The organism is Enterobacter cloacae complex sp. FDA-CDC-AR_0164, from assembly GCF_003071645.1.
GTDB lineage: Bacteria > Pseudomonadota > Gammaproteobacteria > Enterobacterales > Enterobacteriaceae > Enterobacter > Enterobacter ludwigii.
Genome location: NZ_CP028950.1, coordinates 718,269 through 738,332, shown reverse-complemented (window position 1 = coordinate 738,332; position 20,064 = coordinate 718,269). Strand labels below are relative to the sequence as shown.

The window sequence follows — 20,064 nt, the reverse complement described above, 5'->3', positions numbered from 1 at the left end:
AACACAAGACAAATGGTTCGCTATGTCACATAACACCCGACCTCTGAATCGACAGGACTATAAAACCCTCACGCTCGCGGCTTTAGGCGGTGCGCTGGAGTTTTACGACTTTATCATCTTCGTCTTCTTCGCCGCCGTGGTGGGGGAGCTTTTCTTCCCGGCAGATATCCCGGAGTGGTTGCGCCAGGTGCAAACCTTCGGCATTTTTGCCGCCGGGTATCTGGCGCGACCGCTGGGTGGCATTGTGATGGCCCACTTTGGTGACCTGGTCGGGCGTAAGAAGATGTTCACGCTCAGCATTTTACTGATGGCCGTGCCGACGCTGGCCATTGGTCTGCTGCCCACTTACGCCTCAATGGGCATTGTTGCTCCGCTGCTGTTGTTGCTGATGCGCATTCTTCAGGGGGCGGCAATTGGCGGCGAAGTGCCGGGGGCCTGGGTGTTTGTGGCGGAGCATGTGCCGGCGCGCCGCATCGGCATCGCCTGTGGAACCTTAACGGCGGGGCTGACTGTCGGTATCCTCCTCGGTTCAGTGGTGGCCACTATCGTGAATACCAGCATGACGCAACAGGCGGTTCACGACTGGGGATGGCGCGTACCGTTCCTGCTCGGCGGGGCGTTTGGCCTGGTGGCGATGTATCTTCGCCGCTGGCTGCAGGAGACACCCATTTTCCTTGAGATGCAGCAGCGCAAGGCGCTGGCGCAGGAGTTGCCGGTAAAAGCCGTGGTGGTGCGCCACCGAAGCGCAGTTGTGGTGTCGATGCTGCTCACCTGGCTGCTGTCGGCGGGCATCGTGGTCGTTATCTTAATGTCTCCGGTATGGCTGCAAAAGCAGTACGGTTTTGCGCCGGCGGTAACGTTGCAGGCAAACAGTATCGCCACCATTATGCTCTGCTTTGGCTGTCTGGCCGCGGGGCTGGCCGTTGATCGTATCGGTGCCGGCCTGACTTTCATCATCGGCAGCCTGCTGCTGGCTGCGTCGAGCTGGGCGTTTTACCACCTGGCAGGCAGCCATCCTCAACAGCTGTTCCTGCTCTACGGTACGGTCGGGCTGTGCGTGGGGGTTGTCGGTGCAGTGCCGTATGTGATGGTGCGAGCTTTTCCGCCAGAGGTCCGCTTCACCGGGATCTCTTTTTCCTATAACGTCTCTTACGCCATCTTTGGCGGGCTGACGCCGATTGCGGTCACGGTGTTGATGGGAGTATCCCCGATGGCACCCGCCTGGTATGTGCTCGCGCTGTCGGTGATGGGGCTGGTGTTAGGCATTTGGCTTCGGCAGAAACAGGGATGTCGTGCCCGCGAGGCGGACACGACAGATGGATCAGTGTTTTTCACCAATCGGTAGAATGGTGCGGTCAAACTGCTCGTTCAGCACTTCACCCATTGCCAGGTAGATAGCGCTTGCGCCGCACACCAGACCAATCCAGCCGGCAATATGCACGATGCTTTCGTTATCCACGAGGTGGCCGATCGCCAGCAGGGCGAACAGCACGGTCAGGCTCAGGAAAACAAACTGCAGTGCGCGGTTACCTTTCAGGGTGCCGAAGAACATAAACAGCGTGAAGACGCCCCACAGACCAAGGTAAACGCCCAGGAAATGTGCGTTTGCCGCGTCTGCCAGGCCCATTTTAGGCATCAGCAGGATCGCGACCAGGGTCAGCCAGAAAGAACCATAAGAGGTAAATGCGGTTAAGCCGAAGGTGTTGCCTTTCTTATATTCCAGCAGGCCCGCGAAGATTTGCGCGATACCGCCGTAAAAAATGCCCATCGCCAGGATAATGCCATCCATCGGGAACATCCCGATGTTGTGCAGGTTCAGCAGGATAGTGGTCATGCCAAAACCCATCAGGCCCAGCGGAGCCGGATTAGCCAACTTAGTGTTGCCCATAAGTCCTCAAAAAAATCATCATTAATATGGTGAAATGGTTAAACCCGCGTCAGTTCTCCCTGACGGGGCGCGGCATCATAATGGGCGCAATCAATGCCGTCTATGATCTCATCAGGGTGAAATTAAAAATTTTTTTTACCGTTCCCCCTTGATGGACGCTGGCGCGACCCCATCTTGTAGTCAACCGCAGTGTGTGGACCTGAAAAAAATCAATTGTGGGCAGTTGAAAAAGCACGTTCTGCCCTTATTACAGGTACACAACCACATGTTGACTGAATTTTAAGTGGAGACGTTTAGATGGGTAAAATTATTGGTATCGACCTGGGTACTACCAACTCTTGTGTAGCGATTATGGATGGCACTACCGCACGCGTGCTGGAGAACGCCGAGGGCGATCGCACCACGCCTTCTATCATTGCTTATACCCAGGATGGTGAAACTCTGGTTGGTCAGCCGGCTAAACGTCAGGCAGTGACAAACCCGCAAAATACCCTGTTTGCGATTAAACGCCTGATTGGCCGCCGCTTCCAGGACGAAGAAGTTCAGCGTGACGTTTCTATCATGCCTTACAAAATCATCGCAGCAGATAACGGCGATGCATGGCTTGATGTGAAAGGCACCAAAACGGCACCACCGCAGATCTCTGCGGAAGTGCTGAAAAAAATGAAGAAAACCGCAGAAGATTACCTGGGTGAACCGGTAACTGAAGCTGTTATCACCGTTCCTGCTTACTTCAACGATGCTCAGCGTCAGGCAACGAAAGATGCTGGCCGTATTGCAGGTCTGGAAGTAAAACGTATCATCAACGAACCAACCGCAGCGGCACTGGCTTACGGTCTGGATAAAGAAGTTGGCAACCGTACTATCGCGGTTTACGACCTGGGTGGTGGTACTTTCGATATCTCTATTATCGAAATCGACGAAGTTGATGGCGAAAAAACCTTCGAAGTTCTGGCAACCAACGGTGATACCCACCTGGGTGGTGAAGACTTCGATACCCGTCTGATCAACTACCTCGTTGACGAGTTTAAGAAAGATCAGGGCATTGACCTGCGTAACGACCCGCTGGCAATGCAGCGCCTGAAAGAAGCCGCTGAGAAAGCGAAGATCGAACTGTCTTCCGCTCAGCAGACCGACGTGAACCTGCCGTATATCACTGCAGACGCGACCGGTCCTAAACACATGAACATTAAAGTGACCCGTGCGAAACTGGAAAGCCTGGTAGAAGACCTGGTGAACCGTTCCATCGAGCCACTGAAAGTCGCTCTGCAGGATGCTGGACTGTCCGTGTCTGATATCAACGACGTTATCCTCGTCGGTGGCCAGACCCGTATGCCAATGGTTCAGAAGAAAGTGGCTGAATTCTTTGGTAAAGAGCCACGTAAAGACGTTAACCCGGACGAAGCAGTGGCTATCGGTGCTGCCGTTCAGGGTGGTGTGTTGACGGGTGATGTGAAAGACGTTCTGCTGCTGGACGTTACCCCGCTGTCTCTGGGTATCGAAACCATGGGCGGTGTGATGACGGCGCTTATCACCAAAAACACCACTATCCCTACTAAGCACAGCCAGGTGTTCTCTACTGCTGAAGACAACCAGTCTGCAGTAACCATCCATGTGCTGCAGGGTGAGCGTAAGCGTGCGGCGGATAACAAGTCACTGGGTCAGTTCAACCTGGATGGCATCAACCCGGCGCCACGCGGTATGCCGCAGATCGAAGTAACCTTCGATATCGATGCTGACGGTATCCTGCACGTTTCCGCGAAAGACAAAAACAGCGGTAAAGAGCAGAAGATCACCATTAAGGCCTCTTCCGGTCTGAACGAAGAAGAGATCCAGAAAATGGTTCGTGAAGCAGAAGCGAACGCGGAATCTGACCGTAAGTTCGAAGAGCTGGTTCAGACCCGCAACCAGGGCGACCATCTGCTGCACAGCACCCGTAAGCAGGTTGAAGAAGCCGGCGATAAACTGCCAGCTGAAGACAAAACGGCTATCGAAGCTGCACTGAGCGCGCTGGAAACGTCTCTGAAAGGCGAAGACAAAGCGGATATCGAAGCGAAGATGCAGGAGCTGGCACAGGCTTCTCAGAAGCTGATGGAAATCGCTCAGCAGCAGCACGCCCAACAGCAGGCTGGCGCTGACGCTTCTCAGAACAACGCGAAAGACGACGACGTTGTCGACGCTGAGTTCGAAGAAGTGAAAGACAAAAAATAATCGCCCTGATGCAGGGTAATTAATCGGCACGGGCGTAGGAGAACTCTCCACGCCCGTGCTCGCATGTTAAGGGGCTTAAAAAAACCAATGGCAAAGCAAGACTATTACGAGATTTTAGGCGTTCCGAAAACTGCGGAAGAGCGTGAAATCAAAAAGGCGTATAAGCGCCTGGCCATGAAATTCCACCCGGACCGCAACCAGGGTGACAAAGAGGCTGAAGCCAAATTTAAAGAGATCAAAGAAGCCTACGAAGTCCTGACCGATGCACAGAAACGTGCGGCCTATGACCAGTACGGCCACGCAGCCTTCGAACAAGGCGGCATGGGCGGCGGTGGATTCGGTGGCGGCGGCTTTGGCGGCGGCGCTGACTTCAGCGATATCTTTGGCGATGTTTTCGGCGACATTTTTGGCGGCGGTCGTGGCCGTCAGCGCGCGGCGCGCGGCGCCGACCTGCGCTACAACATGGATCTGACGCTGGAAGAGGCCGTACGTGGCGTCACCAAAGAGATCCGTATTCCGACGCTGGAAGAGTGTGACGTTTGCCACGGCAGCGGCGCGAAAGCAGGCACCCAGCCGCAAACCTGTCCAACCTGTCACGGTTCCGGTCAGGTGCAGATGCGTCAGGGCTTCTTCGCCGTGCAGCAGGCGTGTCCGCACTGTCATGGTCGCGGTACGCTGATTAAAGACCCCTGCACAAAATGCCACGGTCATGGTCGCGTTGAGAAAACCAAGACGCTGTCCGTTAAAATCCCGGCAGGCGTGGACACGGGCGACCGTATCCGTCTGGCAGGTGAAGGTGAGGCCGGCGAGCACGGTGCACCGGCAGGCGATCTGTACGTTCAGGTTCAGGTCAAGCAGCACGCCATCTTTGAGCGTGAAGGCAACAACCTGTACTGTGAAGTGCCCATCAACTTCGCCATGGCGGCACTCGGTGGCGAAATTGAAGTGCCAACGCTTGATGGTCGCGTCAATCTGAAGGTTCCAGGCGAAACCCAGACCGGCAAGCTGTTCCGCATGCGTGGTAAAGGTGTTAAATCCGTTCGCGGTGGTGCGCAGGGCGACCTGCTGTGCCGCGTGGTGGTTGAAACCCCGGTTGGCCTGAACGACAAGCAGAAACAGCTGCTGAAAGAGCTGCAGGAAAGTTTTGGCGGCCCGACGGGTGAGAAAAACAGCCCGCGCTCCAAAAGCTTCTTCGATGGCGTCAAAAAATTCTTCGACGATTTGACCCGCTGATCCGTTAGCTGGTGTTCATCTCAAAAAGCCCGGAAGCGATTTCGGGCTTTTTCTTTTTGTAGCTGTCCTCATGGCTATCATTCGGTAAAACTGAATATATACTCAACATTAATCTGCTTTTGCCGAGCTGTTTGGCCTGGTATTATGGTTTTACCGAAGTATTGCTGTAAGAGAGAGCCTACGTGAAATTAATACACCGTTTTTTTAGCAGTGAAGCATCAGGCGGCATCATCCTGATTATTGCCGCTGCGGCCGCGATGGCGCTGGCCAATATGGGGTTCACACGCGACTTTTACCACGCGTTTCTGGAAACTCCCGTCGAGCTAAAAGTCGGGGCGCTGGAAATTAACAAGAACATGCTGCTGTGGATCAACGATGCACTGATGGCCGTGTTTTTCCTGCTGGTAGGACTGGAGGTTAAGCGTGAGCTGGTCCTGGGCTCGCTTGCCAGCCGTCAGCGTGCTGCGTTCCCGGTGATTGCCGCATTCGGGGGGATGGTCATTCCGGCGTTGCTCTTCCTGGCGTTCACCTGGCAGGATCCGGTATCGCGTCATGGCTGGGCTATTCCGGCAGCAACGGATATCGCGTTTGCCCTGGGTGTGCTGGCCTTGTTGGGAAGCCGCGTGCCGGTGGCACTGAAAATCTTCCTGATGGCGCTGGCGATCATTGATGACCTGGGCGCGATTGTCATTATTGCGCTGTTCTACACCAGCGACCTGTCGATCCTGTCGTTGAGCGTTGCCGCAGGAGCGATTGCGGTACTGGCGCTGTTGAACATTTGCAACGTGCGTCGCATCGGGATCTACGTGCTGGTGGGGATGGTGCTGTGGACCGCGGTACTGAAATCAGGCGTGCACGCTACGCTCGCTGGGGTCATCGTCGGCTTCTTCGTTCCGCTTAAGCCGCAGGAGGGGAAATCGCCTGCCAAACAGCTGGAGCATGTACTGCACCCGTGGGTCGCCTTTATGATCCTGCCGCTGTTTGCTTTCGCTAATGCAGGCGTTTCGCTGGAAGGGGTAACCCTTGAGGGACTGACCTCAATGTTGCCGCTGGGCATTATTGCCGGACTGTTTATTGGTAAGCCGCTGGGTATTAGCCTGTTCTGCTGGCTCGCGCTGAAGCTGAAGCTGGCGTCACTGCCGCACGGTACCACGTTTAAACAGATCATGGCGGTGGGCGTGCTGTGTGGCATTGGGTTTACCATGTCGATCTTTATCTCAACGCTGGCTTTTGGTGCCCATGCGCCTGAGCTTATCGTCTGGGCGAAGCTGGGTATCCTTATCGGATCGTTACTGGCCGCAGTCACTGGCTATACCTTATTGAAGGTCAAACTGTCCGGACCGGTCGTTCAGGCATAACAGGAAACCGGGAGAAGAACACCTTCTCCCGCTACACGATCAGGGAGCGAAGACACGATGTCTCATTTGAATTACAACCACCTTTACTACTTCTGGCACGTCTATAAGCAGGGCTCGGTCGTGGGGGCGGCAGAGGCGCTCTACCTGACGCCGCAGACCATCACCGGGCAAATCAAAGCGCTGGAAGAGCGGCTGCAGGGCAAGCTCTTTAAGCGCAAGGGCCGTGGGATTGAGCCAAGTGAGCTGGGCGAACTGGTTTTCCGCTACGCGGATAAGATGTTCACCTTAAGCCAGGAGATGCTGGATATCGTTAACTACCGCAAAGAGTCAAACCTGCTCTTTGACGTCGGCGTGGCGGATGCGTTGTCAAAACGGCTGGTCAGCGGCGTGCTGGATGCGGCGGTGGTCGAAGATGAGCAAATCCACCTGCGCTGTTTTGAGTCCACGCACGAGATGCTGCTGGAGCAGCTGAGCCAGCATAAGCTGGATATGATTATCTCGGACTGCCCGATCGACTCTACGCAGCAGGAAGGGCTGTTCTCGGTGAAGATTGGCGAATGCGGGGTCAGCTTCTGGTGCATTAACCCGCCGCCGGAAAAACCGTTTCCTGCCTGTCTGGAGGAGCGTCGTTTGCTGGTGCCAGGCCGGCGTTCCATGCTTGGGCGCAAACTGCTGAACTGGTTTAACTCTCAGGGACTGAAGGTGGAGATCCTCGGCGAGTTTGACGATGCGGCGCTAATGAAAGCCTTCGGGGAGGCGCATAACGCCATCTTCGTTGCACCGACGCTGTACGTGCACGATCTCTATTCAGATAACAAGATTACGGAGATTGGCCGGGTCGATAACGTGATGGAGGAGTATCACGCGATATTTGCAGAAAGGATGATTCAACATCCGGCGGTACAGCGCATCTGTAACCGCGACTACTCGGCGCTGTTTACGCCACCGGCAATCTGAAGATATAAAAAAACCCGCGTTAAGCGGGTTCTTTTAAAACAAGCAACAACAAGTGGCGATTAAGCCAGTTTGTTGATCTGCGCGGTCAGGTTTGCTTTATGACGCGCTGCTTTGTTTTTGTGGATCAGACCTTTAGCAGCCTGACGATCCACGATTGGTTGCATTTCATTAAATGCGTTCTGCGCAGCAGCTTTGTCGCCAGCTTCGATAGCTGCGTATACTTTCTTGATGAAAGTACGCATCATAGAGCGACGGCTTGCATTGTGCTTACGAGCCTTTTCAGACTGGATAGCACGTTTCTTAGCTGATTTGATATTAGCCAAGGTCCAACTCCCAAATATGATCTATGTGGACAATTCAAAGGCCGAGGAATATGCCCTCTATACCTTCTTTTGTCAATGGATTTGTGCAAATAAGCGCCGTTGATTGGCGACGCTACGTTACGTAGTGATGGCGCAGGATTCTACCAGCTTGTCGCTCGTGAATACAGCTTTTCGGCACAAAAAACGCAGTTCACGGGCAGATTTTTTTGCTGTGAAAGGTCAGCCTGATGAAATCATTACGGCTTTCTGTTTTGCGCGAACAATCGCCGGTTAACCTTAACCGCTGTACAAGGTATACTTTGGCGATTTTCACTGTTTTGAGCCAGACATGAAGCTGATACGCGGCATACATAATCTCAGCAGAGCACCGCACGGGTGCGTGCTGACCATTGGTAATTTCGACGGCGTGCATCGTGGTCATCAGGCGCTGCTGCAGGGATTGCGTAAAGAAGGGGAGGCGCGTGGCCTGCCCGTTGTAGTGATGATTTTTGAGCCGCAGCCGCTGGAGCTGTTTGCCGGCGATAAATCACCGGCTCGCCTCACTCGCCTGCGCGAGAAGTTGCGCTACCTGGCAGAGTCCGGGGTGGACTACGTATTGTGCGTGCGTTTCGATCGCCGCTTTGCCGCGCTCACAGCACAAAATTTCGTCAGTGACCTGCTGGTCAGGCGCCTTGGCGTGCAGTTTCTGGCCGTGGGGGATGATTTCCGCTTTGGCGCTGGTCGTCAGGGCGATTTCTTGCTATTACAGAAGGCTGGCCTCGAGTACGGCTTTGATGTCACCAGCGCAATGACCTTTTGCGAAGGTGGCGTCCGGGTTAGCAGCACTGCGGTACGTCAGGCGCTGGCCAACGATGAACTGGATACGGCGGAAACGCTGCTGGGGCATCCGTTTAGCATTTCAGGCCGTGTGGTCCATGGCGATGCGCTGGGCCGCACCATAGGTTTCCCGACGGCGAATATACCGCTACGTCGTCAGGTCTCCCCGGTTAAAGGGGTATATGCGGTGGAAGTGGCTGGTCTGGGCGATAAACCGTATTTCGGTGTCGCCAATATTGGCACACGTCCTACAGTCGCCGGTGTCCGTCAACAATTAGAAGTGCACCTGCTGGACGTTGTAATGGACCTTTATGGTCGCCATATAGATGTGATACTGCGTAAAAAAATACGCAATGAGCAGCGATTTGCTTCGCTGGATGAACTAAAGGCGCAAATCGCGCGAGATGAATTAACGGCCCGCGAGTTTTTTGGGCGAGTAAACCCGGCTTAAATGCCTACGTGAAAAATACGGAACCGAGAATCTGATGAGTGACTATAAATCAACCCTGAATTTGCCGGAAACAGGGTTCCCGATGCGCGGCGATCTCGCCAAGCGCGAACCGGGAATGCTGGCGCGTTGGACCGATGATGACCTGTACGGCATCATCCGTGCAGCCAAAAAAGGCAAAAAAACCTTCATTCTGCATGATGGCCCTCCATATGCGAATGGCAGCATTCATATTGGTCACTCTGTAAACAAGATTCTGAAAGACATTATCGTGAAGTCCAAAGGCCTCGCGGGGTATGACTCGCCTTACGTTCCGGGCTGGGACTGCCATGGTCTGCCAATCGAACTGAAAGTTGAGCAAGAGTTTGGTAAGCCGGGTGAGAAGTTCACCGCGGCAGAATTCCGCGCAAAATGTCGCGAATACGCGGCTACGCAGGTTGACGGTCAGCGTCAGGACTTTATCCGCCTGGGCGTGCTGGGTGACTGGTCACGTCCGTACCTGACCATGGACTTCAAAACCGAAGCCAACATCATCCGTGCGCTGGGTAAAATCATCGGTAACGGCCATCTGCACAAAGGCGCGAAGCCGGTGCACTGGTGCGTGGACTGCCGTTCTGCGCTGGCAGAAGCGGAAGTGGAGTATTACGACAAAACTTCTCCGTCTATCGACGTGGCCTTCCACGCGGTCGATCAGGAGGCGGTGAAAGCCAAATTTGGCGTGACCTCTGTCAACGGTCCCATCTCGCTGGTTATCTGGACCACCACCCCGTGGACACTGCCAGCAAACCGCGCGATCTCCCTGTCCGGTGAGTTCGAGTACGCGCTGGTGCAGGTTGACGGTCAGGCGCTGATCCTGGCGAAAGATCTGGTCGAAAGCGTGCTGAAACGCGCGAACATCGCCGACTACACCGTGCTGGGCACCGTGAAAGGTGACGCGCTGGAGCTGATGCGCTTCAAACACCCGTTCCTGGACTTCGATGTGCCGGCGATTCTGGGCGATCACGTGACGCTGGATGCGGGTACCGGTGCGGTACATACCGCCGGTGGCCACGGTCCTGACGACTACAGCATCAGCCTGAAATACGGTCTTGAAATCGCGAACCCGGTGGGTCCTGACGGCTCTTACCTGCCAGGCACCTACCCGGCGCTGGACGGTATCAACGTCTTCAAAGCGAACGACATCATCGTTGACATGCTGCGCACCAGCGGCGCGCTGCTGCACGTTGAGAAAATGCAGCACAGCTATCCGTGCTGCTGGCGTCACAAATCACCGATCATCTTCCGTGCGACCCCACAGTGGTTCATCAGCATGGATCAGAAAGGCCTGCGCGAGCAGTCCCTGAAAGAGATCAAAGGCGTGCAGTGGATCCCGGACTGGGGTCAGGCGCGTATCGAATCCATGGTCGCTAACCGTCCTGACTGGTGTATCTCCCGTCAGCGTACCTGGGGCGTACCAATGTCTCTGTTCGTGCACAAAGAGACACAGGAACTGCACCCGAACACTCTGGCACTGATGGAAGAAGTCGCGAAGCGTGTTGAAGTTGACGGCATTCAGGCATGGTGGGATCTCGATTCCCGCGACATCCTGGGCGCTGATGCAGACAACTACGAGAAAGTGCCTGATACCCTGGACGTGTGGTTTGACTCCGGTTCAACGCACGCGTCTGTTGTTGACGTACGTCCGGAATTTGCCGGCCACGCGGCAGATATGTATCTGGAAGGTTCTGACCAACACCGTGGCTGGTTCATGTCATCGCTGATGATTTCCACCGCCATGAAAGGTAAAGCACCGTATCGCCAGGTGCTGACCCACGGTTTCACCGTGGATGGTCAGGGCCGTAAGATGTCTAAATCGATCGGTAACACCGTCTCTCCGCAGGACGTGATGAACAAACTGGGCGCGGACATTCTGCGTCTGTGGGTTGCTTCTACCGACTATACCGGCGAAATGGCGGTGTCGGACGAGATCCTGAAACGTGCTGCCGACAGCTATCGTCGTATCCGTAACACCGCGCGCTTCCTGCTGGCGAACCTGAACGGGTTCGATCCGGTAAAAGATATGGTGAAACCGGAAGAGATGGTGGTGCTGGATCGCTGGGCAGTAGGCTGCGCGAAAGCGGCACAGGAAGATATCCTGAAGGCTTACGAATCTTACGATTTCCACGAAGTGGTGCAGCGTCTGATGCGCTTCTGCTCCATTGAGATGGGCTCGTTCTACCTCGACATCATCAAAGACCGCCAGTACACCGCGAAAGCGGACAGCGTGGCGCGTCGTAGCTGCCAGACTGCGCTGTTCCACATCGCAGAAGCGCTGGTTCGCTGGATGGCACCGATCATGTCCTTCACCGCAGATGAAATCTGGGGTTACCTGCCAGGCGACCGTGAGAAGTATGTCTTCACCGGCGAGTGGTATGAAGGTCTGTTCGATCTCTCCGGCACCGAAGCGATGAACGATGCCTTCTGGGACGATCTGCTGAAAGTGCGTGGCGAAGTGAACAAGGTTATTGAGCAGGCGCGTGCTGACAAGAAAGTCGGCGGCTCGCTGGAAGCGGCAGTTACCCTGTACGCCGAGCCAGAGCTGGCGGCGAAACTGACGGCGCTGGGCGATGAATTACGATTTGTCCTGTTGACCTCCGGTGCGAAAGTTGCGGATTATGCCCAGGCCTCTGCTGATGCACAGCAGAGCGAACTGCTCAAAGGACTGAAAGTCGCACTGAGCAAAGCCGAAGGTGATAAATGCCCGCGTTGCTGGCATTACACCACTGATGTCGGCCAGGTGGCGGAACACGCAGATATCTGCGGACGCTGTGTCAGCAACGTCGCCGGTGACGGCGAGAAACGTAAGTTTGCCTGATGAGTAAAACTCTCTGTTCAACAGGACTGCGCTGGCTGTGGCTGGTGGTGGTAGTGCTGATTATCGATCTGGGCAGCAAGTTCCTGATCCTCCAGAATTTTGCTCTGGGGGAGACGGTGTCGCTGTTCCCGTCGCTTAACCTGCATTACGCACGTAACTACGGTGCGGCGTTTAGTTTCCTTGCTGACAGCGGTGGCTGGCAGCGCTGGTTCTTTGCAGGTATCGCTATCGGTATCTGTGTGGTGCTATCGCTGCTGATGTACCGCTCGAAGGCAACACAAAAGCTAAATAACATCGCCTATGCGCTGATTATCGGTGGCGCGCTGGGCAACCTGTTTGATCGCCTGTGGCACGGCTTTGTGGTCGATATGATCGACTTCTATGTCGGCGACTGGCACTTCGCGACCTTTAACCTCGCCGACAGCGCAATTTGCATCGGCGCGGCGTTAATTGTGCTGGAAGGCTTCTTGCCGAACGCGGCCGCGAAGAAACAGGCTTAAATGTAAATGCCGGGTGGCGCATGCGCCCCCGGCCTACAGAATGTCTGGCCTCCCGTCTCTCACCGGTGGGTCAAAACAAGCGAGCAATTTGCATGTCTAAATCCGTACAGAGCAACAGCGCGGTTCTCGTTCATTTCACGCTGAAACTGGATGATGGCTCCACGGCTGAATCCACCCGCAATAACGGCAAACCCGCCCTGTTTCGTCTCGGCGACACCTCCCTGTCTGAAGGTCTTGAGCAACAGCTGCTTGGCCTGAAAGAAGGCGAGAAAAAGGCATTTTCGCTGGAACCGGATGCCGCGTTTGGCGTGCCAAGCCCGGACCTTGTTCAGTACTTTTCGCGCCGCGAGTTTATGGATGCAGGTGAGCCGGAAATCGGGGCGATCATGCTCTTTACCGCTATGGATGGCAGCGAAATGCCTGGCGTGATCCGCGAAATCAATGGTGACTCCATCACCGTTGACTTCAACCATCCGCTTGCCGGGCGCACCGTCCATTTTGATATTGAAGTGCTGGAGATCGATCCGGTACTGGAGGCCTGAAATGCAGATCCTGTTGGCTAACCCGCGCGGCTTTTGCGCCGGTGTAGACCGCGCTATCAGCATTGTTGAAAACGCGCTCGAGATTTACGGCGCGCCGATTTATGTGCGTCACGAAGTGGTGCATAACCGTTATGTCGTCGACAGCCTGCGCGAGCGTGGCGCGATCTTCATTGAGCAGATCAGCGAAGTGCCTGACGGCGCGATCCTGATTTTCTCCGCGCACGGGGTTTCTCAGGCGGTGCGTAACGAAGCGAAAAGCCGCGATCTGACCGTGTTCGACGCCACCTGCCCATTAGTGACCAAAGTGCACATGGAAGTGGCGCGCGCCAGCCGTCGTGGTGAAGAGTCGATCCTGATTGGCCATGCCGGCCACCCGGAAGTCGAAGGTACCATGGGCCAGTACAGCAACCCGGAAGGGGGGATGTACCTGGTGGAGTCGCCGGAAGATGTGTTTACGCTGAACGTCAAAAATGAAACGCGTCTCTCGTTTATGACCCAGACGACGCTCTCCGTTGACGATACGTCGGACGTGATTGACGCCCTGCGCCAGCGCTTCCCGAAAATCGTCGGCCCGCGTAAGGACGACATTTGCTACGCCACCACCAATCGCCAGGAAGCGGTGCGTGCTCTGGCTGAACAGGCGGACGTGGTGCTGGTTGTCGGTTCGAAAAATTCCTCTAACTCCAACCGTCTGGCTGAACTTGCGCAGCGAATGGGGAAAGCGGCCTATCTGATTGATGATTCCAGCGATATCCAGGAAGCGTGGGTGAAAAACGTGGCCTGTGTCGGGGTAACCGCCGGCGCCTCGGCTCCGGATATCCTGGTGCAGAACGTGATTTCCCGTCTGCAGGAACTGGGCGGCGGCGAAGCGGTCCCGCTGGAAGGACGCGAAGAGAATATTGTTTTCGAGGTCCCGAAAGAGCTGCGTATCGACGCACGCGAAGTCGAGTAAGTTTCCTCGCGCATGACCCGAATGCCGGCCACGTCAGTGGCCGGCATTTTTATTGCTGATTAACTGTGATTCACCTGACACATTGCGCCTTTGATGCGCAGGTTAATCGTTTAAATTGTTATGCTGGGCGGGTTGTTCTCCTCGGGCCGGAGAAGACGATGACTTCAGATATTATCCTGCCGCCTCTGGTGGCCTGGGCCAGTGGTACACTTGCCCGCGGCGCACTTATTCTTAAATCCACACGCCTTGCCGATCTCAATGGTTTGTTTGCCGATCGAGACGCCTGGGCACAATGCGATCCGCATCAGACGGTGTATGACGTCGAAATGCTGGAATCGCCTGCACAGGAAGGGGCGTTGTTTGTCGGCGTTACCCATTTACATGCAGGTAAAATTGGCCGGGAATTCTTTATGACCCGCGGCCATTTTCATCAACGTCGTGAACAGGGCGAAGTCTATTTTGGACTGCGGGGAAGTGGCCTGCTTTTACTCCAGACGACATCCGGCGAAACCCATCTGGAGTGCGTGATGCCGGGATCCGTCCATATTATTGCGCCTTTTACCGCCCACCGTTTGATCAATACCGGTGAGACCACGCTCTCTTCACTCGCGGTCTGGCCCGCCGTCGCCGGACACGACTATGCCGCATTACCCCACGGTTTTGCCGTGCGGGTATTGGCCACTGACGGTGGCTGGGAGGTTCAGAATGGATAACTTTGGGCTCGACATGACCATCACCCGACACCCGCTGGGGTTCAGCTACGGTGAGGACGTCACTGGCCCGATGCCAGAGATCCGTAAGCTTGATGAGATCCGCGCGTCGTTACGGGACCCTGACTGCTCAGGCCCGGAAGACGTTTATGCTATTGCGATGGATGTCGCCCGTCTGGCAGACCGGCAGGAGCTGAAAAAACGCATGCTGCTGTTTGGGGTCGTGACCTACGCGACGGGAACGCTGGGTGAAGAGCCGATCCGCAGCCAGGGGCATGTTCACCGTAAAAGCCGTCACAGCGGCTGGTCTCCGCCCGAGCTGTATGAAATCTGGCAGGGGCGCGCCATTATCTATATGCAGGAGTATGTTGCGGACGATCCCGGGCGCTGTTTCGCCGTACTGGCCGGGCAGGGTGAAAAGGTGCTGGTTCCGCCTGGCTGGGGGCATGCCACTATCTCTGCCTCGCCGGATGAACCGCTGACCTTCGGTGCGTGGTGCGACAGGGAATATGGTTTTGAATATGATGCCGTGCGGGCGCGTAAAGGACTGGCCTGGTATCCGCTGCTGCAGGGGAGCCATATCATCTGGCAGCACAACACGCATTATCTGCCGGGGCGGCTACAGATGATCACACCGCGTCGCTACAGCGAATTCGGCCTGACGGATGAGCCTGTCTATACGCAATTTATTGCCGATCCTGCTCGCTTTCAGTTTATCTCTCGCCCGGATAAAGTGGCCGAGCTGTGGCATAACTTCCACCCATAAAAAACCGGGGCATTGCCCCGGCTGTCTTATCCGGCAAACAGACCTGACGCGACGCCCAGCGCCGCCAGCGCAAGCAGCACAATCATGGCCCTGACCGGGGAGACGCCACGTTTTGCCATCAGATACCAGGTGCCCAGAACCACCAGAAGCGGTAATAGCTGCGGGAAGATACCGTCAAGCATCTGCTGAACATGGATGTTAACCCCGTCACGGGTGATAAATTCCAGTCCGGTGCCCAGCTTAACGTAGCTTGCCGCCACGCCGCCCATCACAAATACACCCAGCAGAGACAAAGCTTCGCGCAGTCGCGTTGACTTGCTGCTCACCAGCATCTCGACCGATCCTGAGCCCATCTGGTAGCCTTTCAGAAACAGGAACCAGGATCCCGGGATAATGATGGCAAGCCAGGCGACGGTGTAAAACAACGGGCCAAGAACATTTCCTCCGGCGGCAAGCGCCATACCGATGCTCAGCAAAATGGGGATCAGCATGCCGGGGATCATTGAGTCACCAATCCCCGCGATTGGTCCCATCAGCCCTACCTTCAGGGTATTGATCGTTTCGCCATCAATGGGCTCGCCGTTGGCTTTTTTCTCTTCCAGCCCAAGCGCCATACCGTTTACGATGGCACCGATCTGCGGCTCCGTGTTGTAAAACGAGGCGTGTCGGCGCAGCATCTCGGTGCGCTGGGCGGCATTCGGGTAGAGTTTTTTGGCGACCGGTAACATGCTCAGACAGAAGCCGAACGATTCCAGACGCTCGAAGCTCATCGAAGAGAGGTTATGCATCATCCACGCTCGCCAGCAGCGGCGCAGATCTTTTCGGGTCAGTTTACGGTCTTCCATCAGAATTCATCCTCATCGTCGGCGGGCCTACCCGGCGTGACAGCCTGCGGCGCTTCCGGCTTGTAGTTGTAATGAATTAACGCCAGCAGGGCGCCCACAATCACCAGCGCCACCATGTTGAGCTTCAGGAACACAATGCATATGAAGCCCACCAGGAAGTAGATCAGCATGCTGTAGCTTTTGATGATCTGCTTAAGCAGGATGGCGATCCCAACGGCCGGTAAGATGCCCCCCAGCACGTTCATGGTCGAAAGCACGATGCCGGGCAGACTGTCCATAAACCCGCTGATGTACTGCGCGCCAAAATAGACGGCGATAAACGTCGGCACAAAGCGCAGAACAAAGTTCATCACCTGCGGCCAGACTGCGCTGTTAAGATAAATTCCGCGCTCATCGCCGAGCTCAAGCGCCACGTCGGCGCGGTGGTTCCAGAACGAGTTCAATACCATCATGGCGTTAAACAGTATCGTTCCGGCAATGCCAATGGTCGCCGCCAGCGCCACGGCCACCTCTGGCCCTTTGCCCGACAGAATCCCCAGCGCGATAGCAGGATAAGCGACAAAATTGAGGTCGGCAGGCATTGAACCGCCGGGGGTGACCATCGCGATATAAACGGCCTGCACCGCCACACCAATCATGATCCCGGTTTTAACGTCGCCCAGAATCAGGCCCACCAGCATCCCCGAAACCAGCGGGCGGGAGATGAGATACCAGCCGCCGGTCAGGCCAAACAGCCAGGGACTACTGAGTGCACCGAGATAGCAAAGCAGACCGATGAGAGAAGCTTCGAAAATCATCATGCGCTCCTTATTTCAGTTTTTGCCGGGCGTCCTGCCAGCTGTAAAAACTGGCATCGGGCACCAGACGAAACTCAATGGCATGCCCCTGTTCAGTCAGCCAGTCAAAGGCTGCTGCCTCCTCTGGCGTTACGGACTGATTAGGGCCAATGGTGGTGGTATTGGCGCGGGCACTCATTGGCCCGACGTTAATTTTGCCATTGCCGTTCTTCAGGCTTATGCCTGCCTGTTCAAGACGTTGCAGGGTGACAGGCGATTTGCCAATCACGAAGTAACGCTTATCGCTGGCAATCACTTTTGGCAGCTTTTCGATGGCGGTCAGGGTATCGAACAGCCACACTCTGGTATCTGACACCGCGCCTTTCATTACCGACGAGAGCAGCGGATCGGCCGCGACGGCATCGTCAATTGCCACGATGCCATCACAGGGCAGCTCTTTGGCCCAGCGCGTGACGAGCTGCCCGTGGATCACCCGGTCGTCAATACGTACAAACGAAATGCTCATATAAGCTCCTTAGAAATCGTCGTTCTGGGCGGATTCCACCCGTTTTGCCTGAACCAGGGTGGGCTGCGTTAATTCGATGAGCTGCGCCGCGGCGGCATGGACATCCCGGGCCATCAGGATGTCGTCGGTGAGCAAGAGCATGGGGAAGTTGACTCCCGCCACCACGGCGACCGGTGGATGCGTCTGGGGATTAAACGCGTATTCACAGGCCACATTCCACGGCGTTCCGCTCTGCATATCGCACAGGACGACGATGCCGTCTGCGCCCGCACCTGCGCGGTGGTATGCCGCAGCGAAATCACGGCGAAACCCCGCTATGCCAGCCTGTGCGTTCAGACATACCGCCTGTCGATGAGGAAGATCGCCATACACCATTTTTCCGCTTTCCAGCAGGGCAGTGGCCAGCGGGCCGTGTGTCGCCACAATAATGTGAATCATGGTTAACCTCTTACCCAGGCTTTAATGGTGGCAATGGATTTACCGCAGCTCGGCCCTGACGGAGAAATACGGTATTCGCCTGCGTCAGCGGGGACGATAAACGTTTCTGCGTAGTGCACGACGAACGGGGCGAATGCGCCGCCGGGGCTGTCTACCGTCGCCTCTTCACCTTCAACAAGATTAAGGACATTCACGCCTCCGTGGGGGGAGTGCGTCACCGGTTCACTGAACCAGTGGCGACGCGTTTCGATAAATTCACGTTCGTGAAGCCCGGTTCGTTCTTCGCGCCAGCCGGTGCCTTCGCCGAGGGGTTCACACTGATTCACAAGATGCTGTTCGACCCACTGCGTATCGCGTTGCCAGTCGATCACCTTTTCGCCATGCGCCAGATGAACCGGGCGGGGCTGTCCATCCATTCCCAGCCGTCCCCAGTCCCAGAGCTTGAAGGTAAAAATGTAAGGCGTGGCGCTGATCTCAAGTACCACGGTTCCTGCTCCAGAACAGTGAACCGTACCGGCGGGGATCAAAAAATGATCGTGCTTGTTCGCCGCAAGATGATTGACGAAGCGGGCGTCGTCGAACGGCTTTTCACCGCGGCTGGCCCGTCTGAGGTCGTCCATCATCTCTTCGGGCCGGGTACCCGTTCGGGTCCCCAGATACACCTGAGCCCCTGGCTCTGCCTCAAGGATGTAATAGCTCTCATCCTGGGTGTAATGCATACCAAAATGCTGCTGTATGTACTCCGTGGTCGGATGCACCTGAAAACTCAGGTTCTGCCCGCCGAGGGTGTCAAGCAGGTCAAAGCGGATGGGAAATTCCGCGCCAAAACGGGCATGCACTTTTTCACCCAGCAGCGCCCGGGGGTGCAGCAGCACCAAATCCAGAGAGGGGATCTCGATCCGCACCGCGCCGTAACGAAGCAACAGGCTGTTTTCCTCGGGCACGCAGTCAAAACACCATGCGTAGTTAGGCGCAGAGGGATCGAGATCGAATTTCTGTTTCATCCATTGTCCGCCCCAGACGCCGGGGTCGAAAAAGGGCACTACACGAAAAGGACGTTGGGTGGTGTGTTGCAACCCGGCGCGCAGTGCATCGCCGCCGACCATCGCCGGATCATCCGCCTGGGTGGTATCCAGGAGATAATCAGTACGCCGTAGCAGCGGGGTTTTGTGACGATCGAATACGCGCCACTCAATGAAAAAGGCGCGTTTGTAGCGACGCAGAATATCCTCGTTTTGGTTCGCTGCGCCCCAGTTAGCCAGTTCACCGCTGCGCATGCGCTGCTGGATCTCCCAGCGCGGTAAATCGGCGTAGACCAGAATATCGCCTGCATTAACCAGCGCGGCACCCGGCCCGTAAATAACGATTATCCCTTCGCGGCACAGTTCGACCTGCGCCTGCAACGCCTCGCGTTTCACCGGGTCGATGAATTCCTCGAGCTGGTGGCAGGAGAGCACGCCGAAGACGCGGTCGTCAGTGAGATGTCGGGCCAGCAACCGGCTTAAAGCATGTTCGTCGAGACGCATCTGTTCGGCATTGAGCGTCAGCGTGGCCCCCAATGCTGGCAGCAGTTTTGTCTCCAGTTCCTCCAGCCTGACGCCGGGGTAGCAGTCAATGACCAGCACGGTGCGTGTATATTGACCCGCTCTGTGGTTAAGCTCGCGCACAATCGCGTCCCAGCCCTGCCAGGCACAATCGTCATACCCCTCTACTGCGACTTCCGGGAATTTATCGTAAGTTGCCATCTTTTCTCTCCGTCTTCGTTGCTTAAGGTTATTCGATTAACCTTGTTTGGGAAGGGTGATTAACGCGATTAACCCGCCAGTTCTGGCGATAAGTGGCGAAAAGGCGGCCATTATGTGAAGAGGCTCACGCGCAAAAGTGCAAAATTAAGGTTATTCGATTAATCTGATGTGAACGA

General features: G+C 55.8%; 19 protein-coding genes and 1 pseudogene. 13 read left to right on the top strand and 7 right to left on the bottom strand.

Annotation, left to right across the window (positions count from 1 at the left end; genetic code table 11):
• Positions 1-22 precede the first annotated feature (22 nt).
• On the top strand, positions 23-1,345 hold the full coding sequence (locus AM410_RS03570; protein ID WP_068795223.1) for an MFS transporter: 1,323 nt from the start codon (positions 23-25) through the stop codon (positions 1,343-1,345).
• Here the strand turns inward: AM410_RS03570 and satP are convergent.
• On the bottom strand, positions 1,322-1,888 hold the full coding sequence (gene satP, locus AM410_RS03565; RefSeq protein WP_020882542.1) for an acetate uptake transporter: 567 nt from the start codon (positions 1,886-1,888) through the stop codon (positions 1,322-1,324). The two genes, AM410_RS03570 and satP, sit on opposite strands and share 24 nt — an antisense overlap.
• Positions 1,889-2,185: 297 nt before the next feature.
• Between satP and dnaK the strand changes: the two genes are divergently transcribed.
• From dnaK to nhaR, 4 genes are all read left to right on the top strand, one after another.
• Entirely contained in the window at positions 2,186-4,099 is a 1,914-nt protein-coding gene (gene dnaK / locus AM410_RS03560; protein ID WP_014168568.1) for a molecular chaperone DnaK, read from the top strand.
• Positions 4,100-4,186: 87 nt separating this feature from the next.
• A complete protein-coding gene (gene dnaJ, locus AM410_RS03555; protein WP_020882543.1) occupies positions 4,187-5,332 on the top strand; it encodes a molecular chaperone DnaJ in 1,146 nt (381 codons plus the stop codon).
• A 182-nt stretch (positions 5,333-5,514) separates the two neighbouring features.
• Positions 5,515-6,690 carry a Na+/H+ antiporter NhaA gene (gene nhaA, locus AM410_RS03550; protein ID WP_014168571.1) on the top strand — a complete coding sequence of 392 codons (1,176 nt, stop codon included), beginning with the start codon at positions 5,515-5,517 and terminating at the stop codon, positions 6,688-6,690.
• Positions 6,691-6,747: 57 nt separating this feature from the next.
• Positions 6,748-7,647 (top strand): transcriptional activator NhaR, encoded by a 900-nt coding sequence (gene nhaR, locus AM410_RS03545; RefSeq protein WP_014168572.1) that lies wholly within the window; start codon positions 6,748-6,750, stop codon positions 7,645-7,647.
• 59 nt (positions 7,648-7,706) lie between these two features.
• Here the strand turns inward: nhaR and rpsT are convergent, their stop codons facing one another.
• Positions 7,707-7,970, bottom strand: a complete 264-nt coding sequence (gene rpsT, locus AM410_RS03540; RefSeq protein WP_008502037.1) for a 30S ribosomal protein S20 — start codon at positions 7,968-7,970, stop codon at positions 7,707-7,709.
• 102 nt (positions 7,971-8,072) lie between these two features.
• On the opposite strand from rpsT, the pseudogene AM410_RS24070 reads away from it, so the two are divergent.
• The 8 genes and pseudogenes from AM410_RS24070 (at position 8,073) to AM410_RS03500 (ending at position 15,558) form a co-directional block, all read left to right on the top strand.
• Positions 8,073-8,291: pseudogene (locus AM410_RS24070) on the top strand (DUF2575 domain-containing protein).
• Positions 8,292-8,298: 7 nt separating this feature from the next.
• The gene (gene ribF, locus AM410_RS03530; protein WP_014168574.1) at positions 8,299-9,237 is read left to right on the top strand and encodes a bifunctional riboflavin kinase/FAD synthetase; all 939 of its coding nucleotides are present in this window, start codon (positions 8,299-8,301) and stop codon (positions 9,235-9,237) included.
• 34 nt (positions 9,238-9,271) lie between these two features.
• Positions 9,272-12,088: an isoleucine--tRNA ligase gene (ileS, locus tag AM410_RS03525; protein WP_073397151.1), complete on the top strand. Its 2,817-nt coding sequence runs from the start codon at positions 9,272-9,274 to the stop codon at positions 12,086-12,088.
• A complete protein-coding gene (gene lspA / locus AM410_RS03520; protein ID WP_020882545.1) occupies positions 12,088-12,588 on the top strand; it encodes a signal peptidase II in 501 nt (166 codons plus the stop codon). Before ileS ends, lspA begins: the two co-directional genes overlap by 1 nt.
• 92 nt (positions 12,589-12,680) lie before the next feature.
• Complete coding sequence (gene fkpB / locus AM410_RS03515; RefSeq protein WP_020882546.1) at positions 12,681-13,130, top strand: FKBP-type peptidyl-prolyl cis-trans isomerase; 450 nt, start codon at positions 12,681-12,683, stop codon at positions 13,128-13,130.
• Between the two features lies 1 nt (position 13,131).
• Positions 13,132-14,082: a 4-hydroxy-3-methylbut-2-enyl diphosphate reductase gene (gene ispH, locus AM410_RS03510; protein ID WP_020882547.1), complete on the top strand. Its 951-nt coding sequence runs from the start codon at positions 13,132-13,134 to the stop codon at positions 14,080-14,082.
• Positions 14,083-14,240: 158 nt separating this feature from the next.
• A complete protein-coding gene (locus tag AM410_RS03505; RefSeq protein WP_047955031.1) occupies positions 14,241-14,795 on the top strand; it encodes a glucose-6-phosphate isomerase family protein in 555 nt (184 codons plus the stop codon).
• On the top strand, positions 14,788-15,558 hold the full coding sequence (locus AM410_RS03500) for a glucose-6-phosphate isomerase family protein (protein ID WP_073397153.1): 771 nt from the start codon (positions 14,788-14,790) through the stop codon (positions 15,556-15,558). The genes AM410_RS03505 and AM410_RS03500 overlap by 8 nt, the downstream gene beginning before the upstream one ends.
• Positions 15,559-15,584: 26 nt before the next feature.
• Here AM410_RS03500 and AM410_RS03495 read toward each other — a convergent pair whose 3' ends face one another.
• Genes AM410_RS03495 through AM410_RS03475 form a run of 5 tightly spaced genes read right to left on the bottom strand, consistent with a single transcriptional unit; the run spans position 15,585 to position 19,888 of the window.
• Positions 15,585-16,403: a PTS system mannose/fructose/sorbose family transporter subunit IID gene (locus AM410_RS03495; protein ID WP_025205463.1), complete on the bottom strand. Its 819-nt coding sequence runs from the start codon at positions 16,401-16,403 to the stop codon at positions 15,585-15,587.
• Positions 16,403-17,200, bottom strand: coding sequence for a PTS mannose/fructose/sorbose/N-acetylgalactosamine transporter subunit IIC (locus tag AM410_RS03490; RefSeq protein ID WP_025205460.1), 798 nt, complete (start codon positions 17,198-17,200; stop codon positions 16,403-16,405). The genes AM410_RS03495 and AM410_RS03490 overlap by 1 nt, the downstream gene beginning before the upstream one ends.
• A gap of 10 nt (positions 17,201-17,210) precedes the next feature.
• Complete coding sequence (locus AM410_RS03485) at positions 17,211-17,705, bottom strand: PTS system mannose/fructose/N-acetylgalactosamine-transporter subunit IIB (RefSeq protein ID WP_025205458.1); 495 nt, start codon at positions 17,703-17,705, stop codon at positions 17,211-17,213.
• Positions 17,706-17,714: 9 nt separating this feature from the next.
• Positions 17,715-18,143: a PTS sugar transporter subunit IIA gene (locus AM410_RS03480; protein ID WP_025205457.1), complete on the bottom strand. Its 429-nt coding sequence runs from the start codon at positions 18,141-18,143 to the stop codon at positions 17,715-17,717.
• A 2-nt stretch (positions 18,144-18,145) separates the two neighbouring features.
• Complete coding sequence (locus tag AM410_RS03475) at positions 18,146-19,888, bottom strand: class I mannose-6-phosphate isomerase (RefSeq protein WP_108647497.1); 1,743 nt, start codon at positions 19,886-19,888, stop codon at positions 18,146-18,148.
• Positions 19,889-20,064 lie beyond the last annotated feature (176 nt).

Excerpts from the sequence above, each read along its gene's own strand:
- nhaR (WP_014168572.1), top strand. The coding sequence starts at position 6,748 with ATGTCTCATTTGAATTACAACCACCTTTACTACTTCTGGCACGTCTAT.
- AM410_RS03500 (WP_073397153.1), top strand. The coding sequence starts at position 14,788 with ATGGATAACTTTGGGCTCGACATGACCATCACCCGACACCCGCTGGGG.
- dnaK (WP_014168568.1), top strand. The coding sequence starts at position 2,186 with ATGGGTAAAATTATTGGTATCGACCTGGGTACTACCAACTCTTGTGTA.
- satP (WP_020882542.1), bottom strand. The coding sequence starts at position 1,888 with ATGGGCAACACTAAGTTGGCTAATCCGGCTCCGCTGGGCCTGATGGGT.
- ispH (WP_020882547.1), top strand. The coding sequence starts at position 13,132 with ATGCAGATCCTGTTGGCTAACCCGCGCGGCTTTTGCGCCGGTGTAGAC.
- lspA (WP_020882545.1), top strand. The coding sequence starts at position 12,088 with ATGAGTAAAACTCTCTGTTCAACAGGACTGCGCTGGCTGTGGCTGGTG.
- fkpB (WP_020882546.1), top strand. The coding sequence starts at position 12,681 with ATGTCTAAATCCGTACAGAGCAACAGCGCGGTTCTCGTTCATTTCACG.
- AM410_RS03505 (WP_047955031.1), top strand. The coding sequence starts at position 14,241 with ATGACTTCAGATATTATCCTGCCGCCTCTGGTGGCCTGGGCCAGTGGT.
- AM410_RS03480 (WP_025205457.1), bottom strand. The coding sequence starts at position 18,143 with ATGATTCACATTATTGTGGCGACACACGGCCCGCTGGCCACTGCCCTG.
- AM410_RS03475 (WP_108647497.1), bottom strand. The coding sequence starts at position 19,888 with ATGGCAACTTACGATAAATTCCCGGAAGTCGCAGTAGAGGGGTATGAC.
- ileS (WP_073397151.1), top strand. The coding sequence starts at position 9,272 with ATGAGTGACTATAAATCAACCCTGAATTTGCCGGAAACAGGGTTCCCG.
- AM410_RS03570 (WP_068795223.1), top strand. The coding sequence starts at position 23 with ATGTCACATAACACCCGACCTCTGAATCGACAGGACTATAAAACCCTC.
- AM410_RS03485 (WP_025205458.1), bottom strand. The coding sequence starts at position 17,705 with ATGAGCATTTCGTTTGTACGTATTGACGACCGGGTGATCCACGGGCAG.
- AM410_RS03495 (WP_025205463.1), bottom strand. The coding sequence starts at position 16,403 with ATGGAAGACCGTAAACTGACCCGAAAAGATCTGCGCCGCTGCTGGCGA.
- ribF (WP_014168574.1), top strand. The coding sequence starts at position 8,299 with ATGAAGCTGATACGCGGCATACATAATCTCAGCAGAGCACCGCACGGG.
- AM410_RS03490 (WP_025205460.1), bottom strand. The coding sequence starts at position 17,200 with ATGATTTTCGAAGCTTCTCTCATCGGTCTGCTTTGCTATCTCGGTGCA.
- dnaJ (WP_020882543.1), top strand. The coding sequence starts at position 4,187 with ATGGCAAAGCAAGACTATTACGAGATTTTAGGCGTTCCGAAAACTGCG.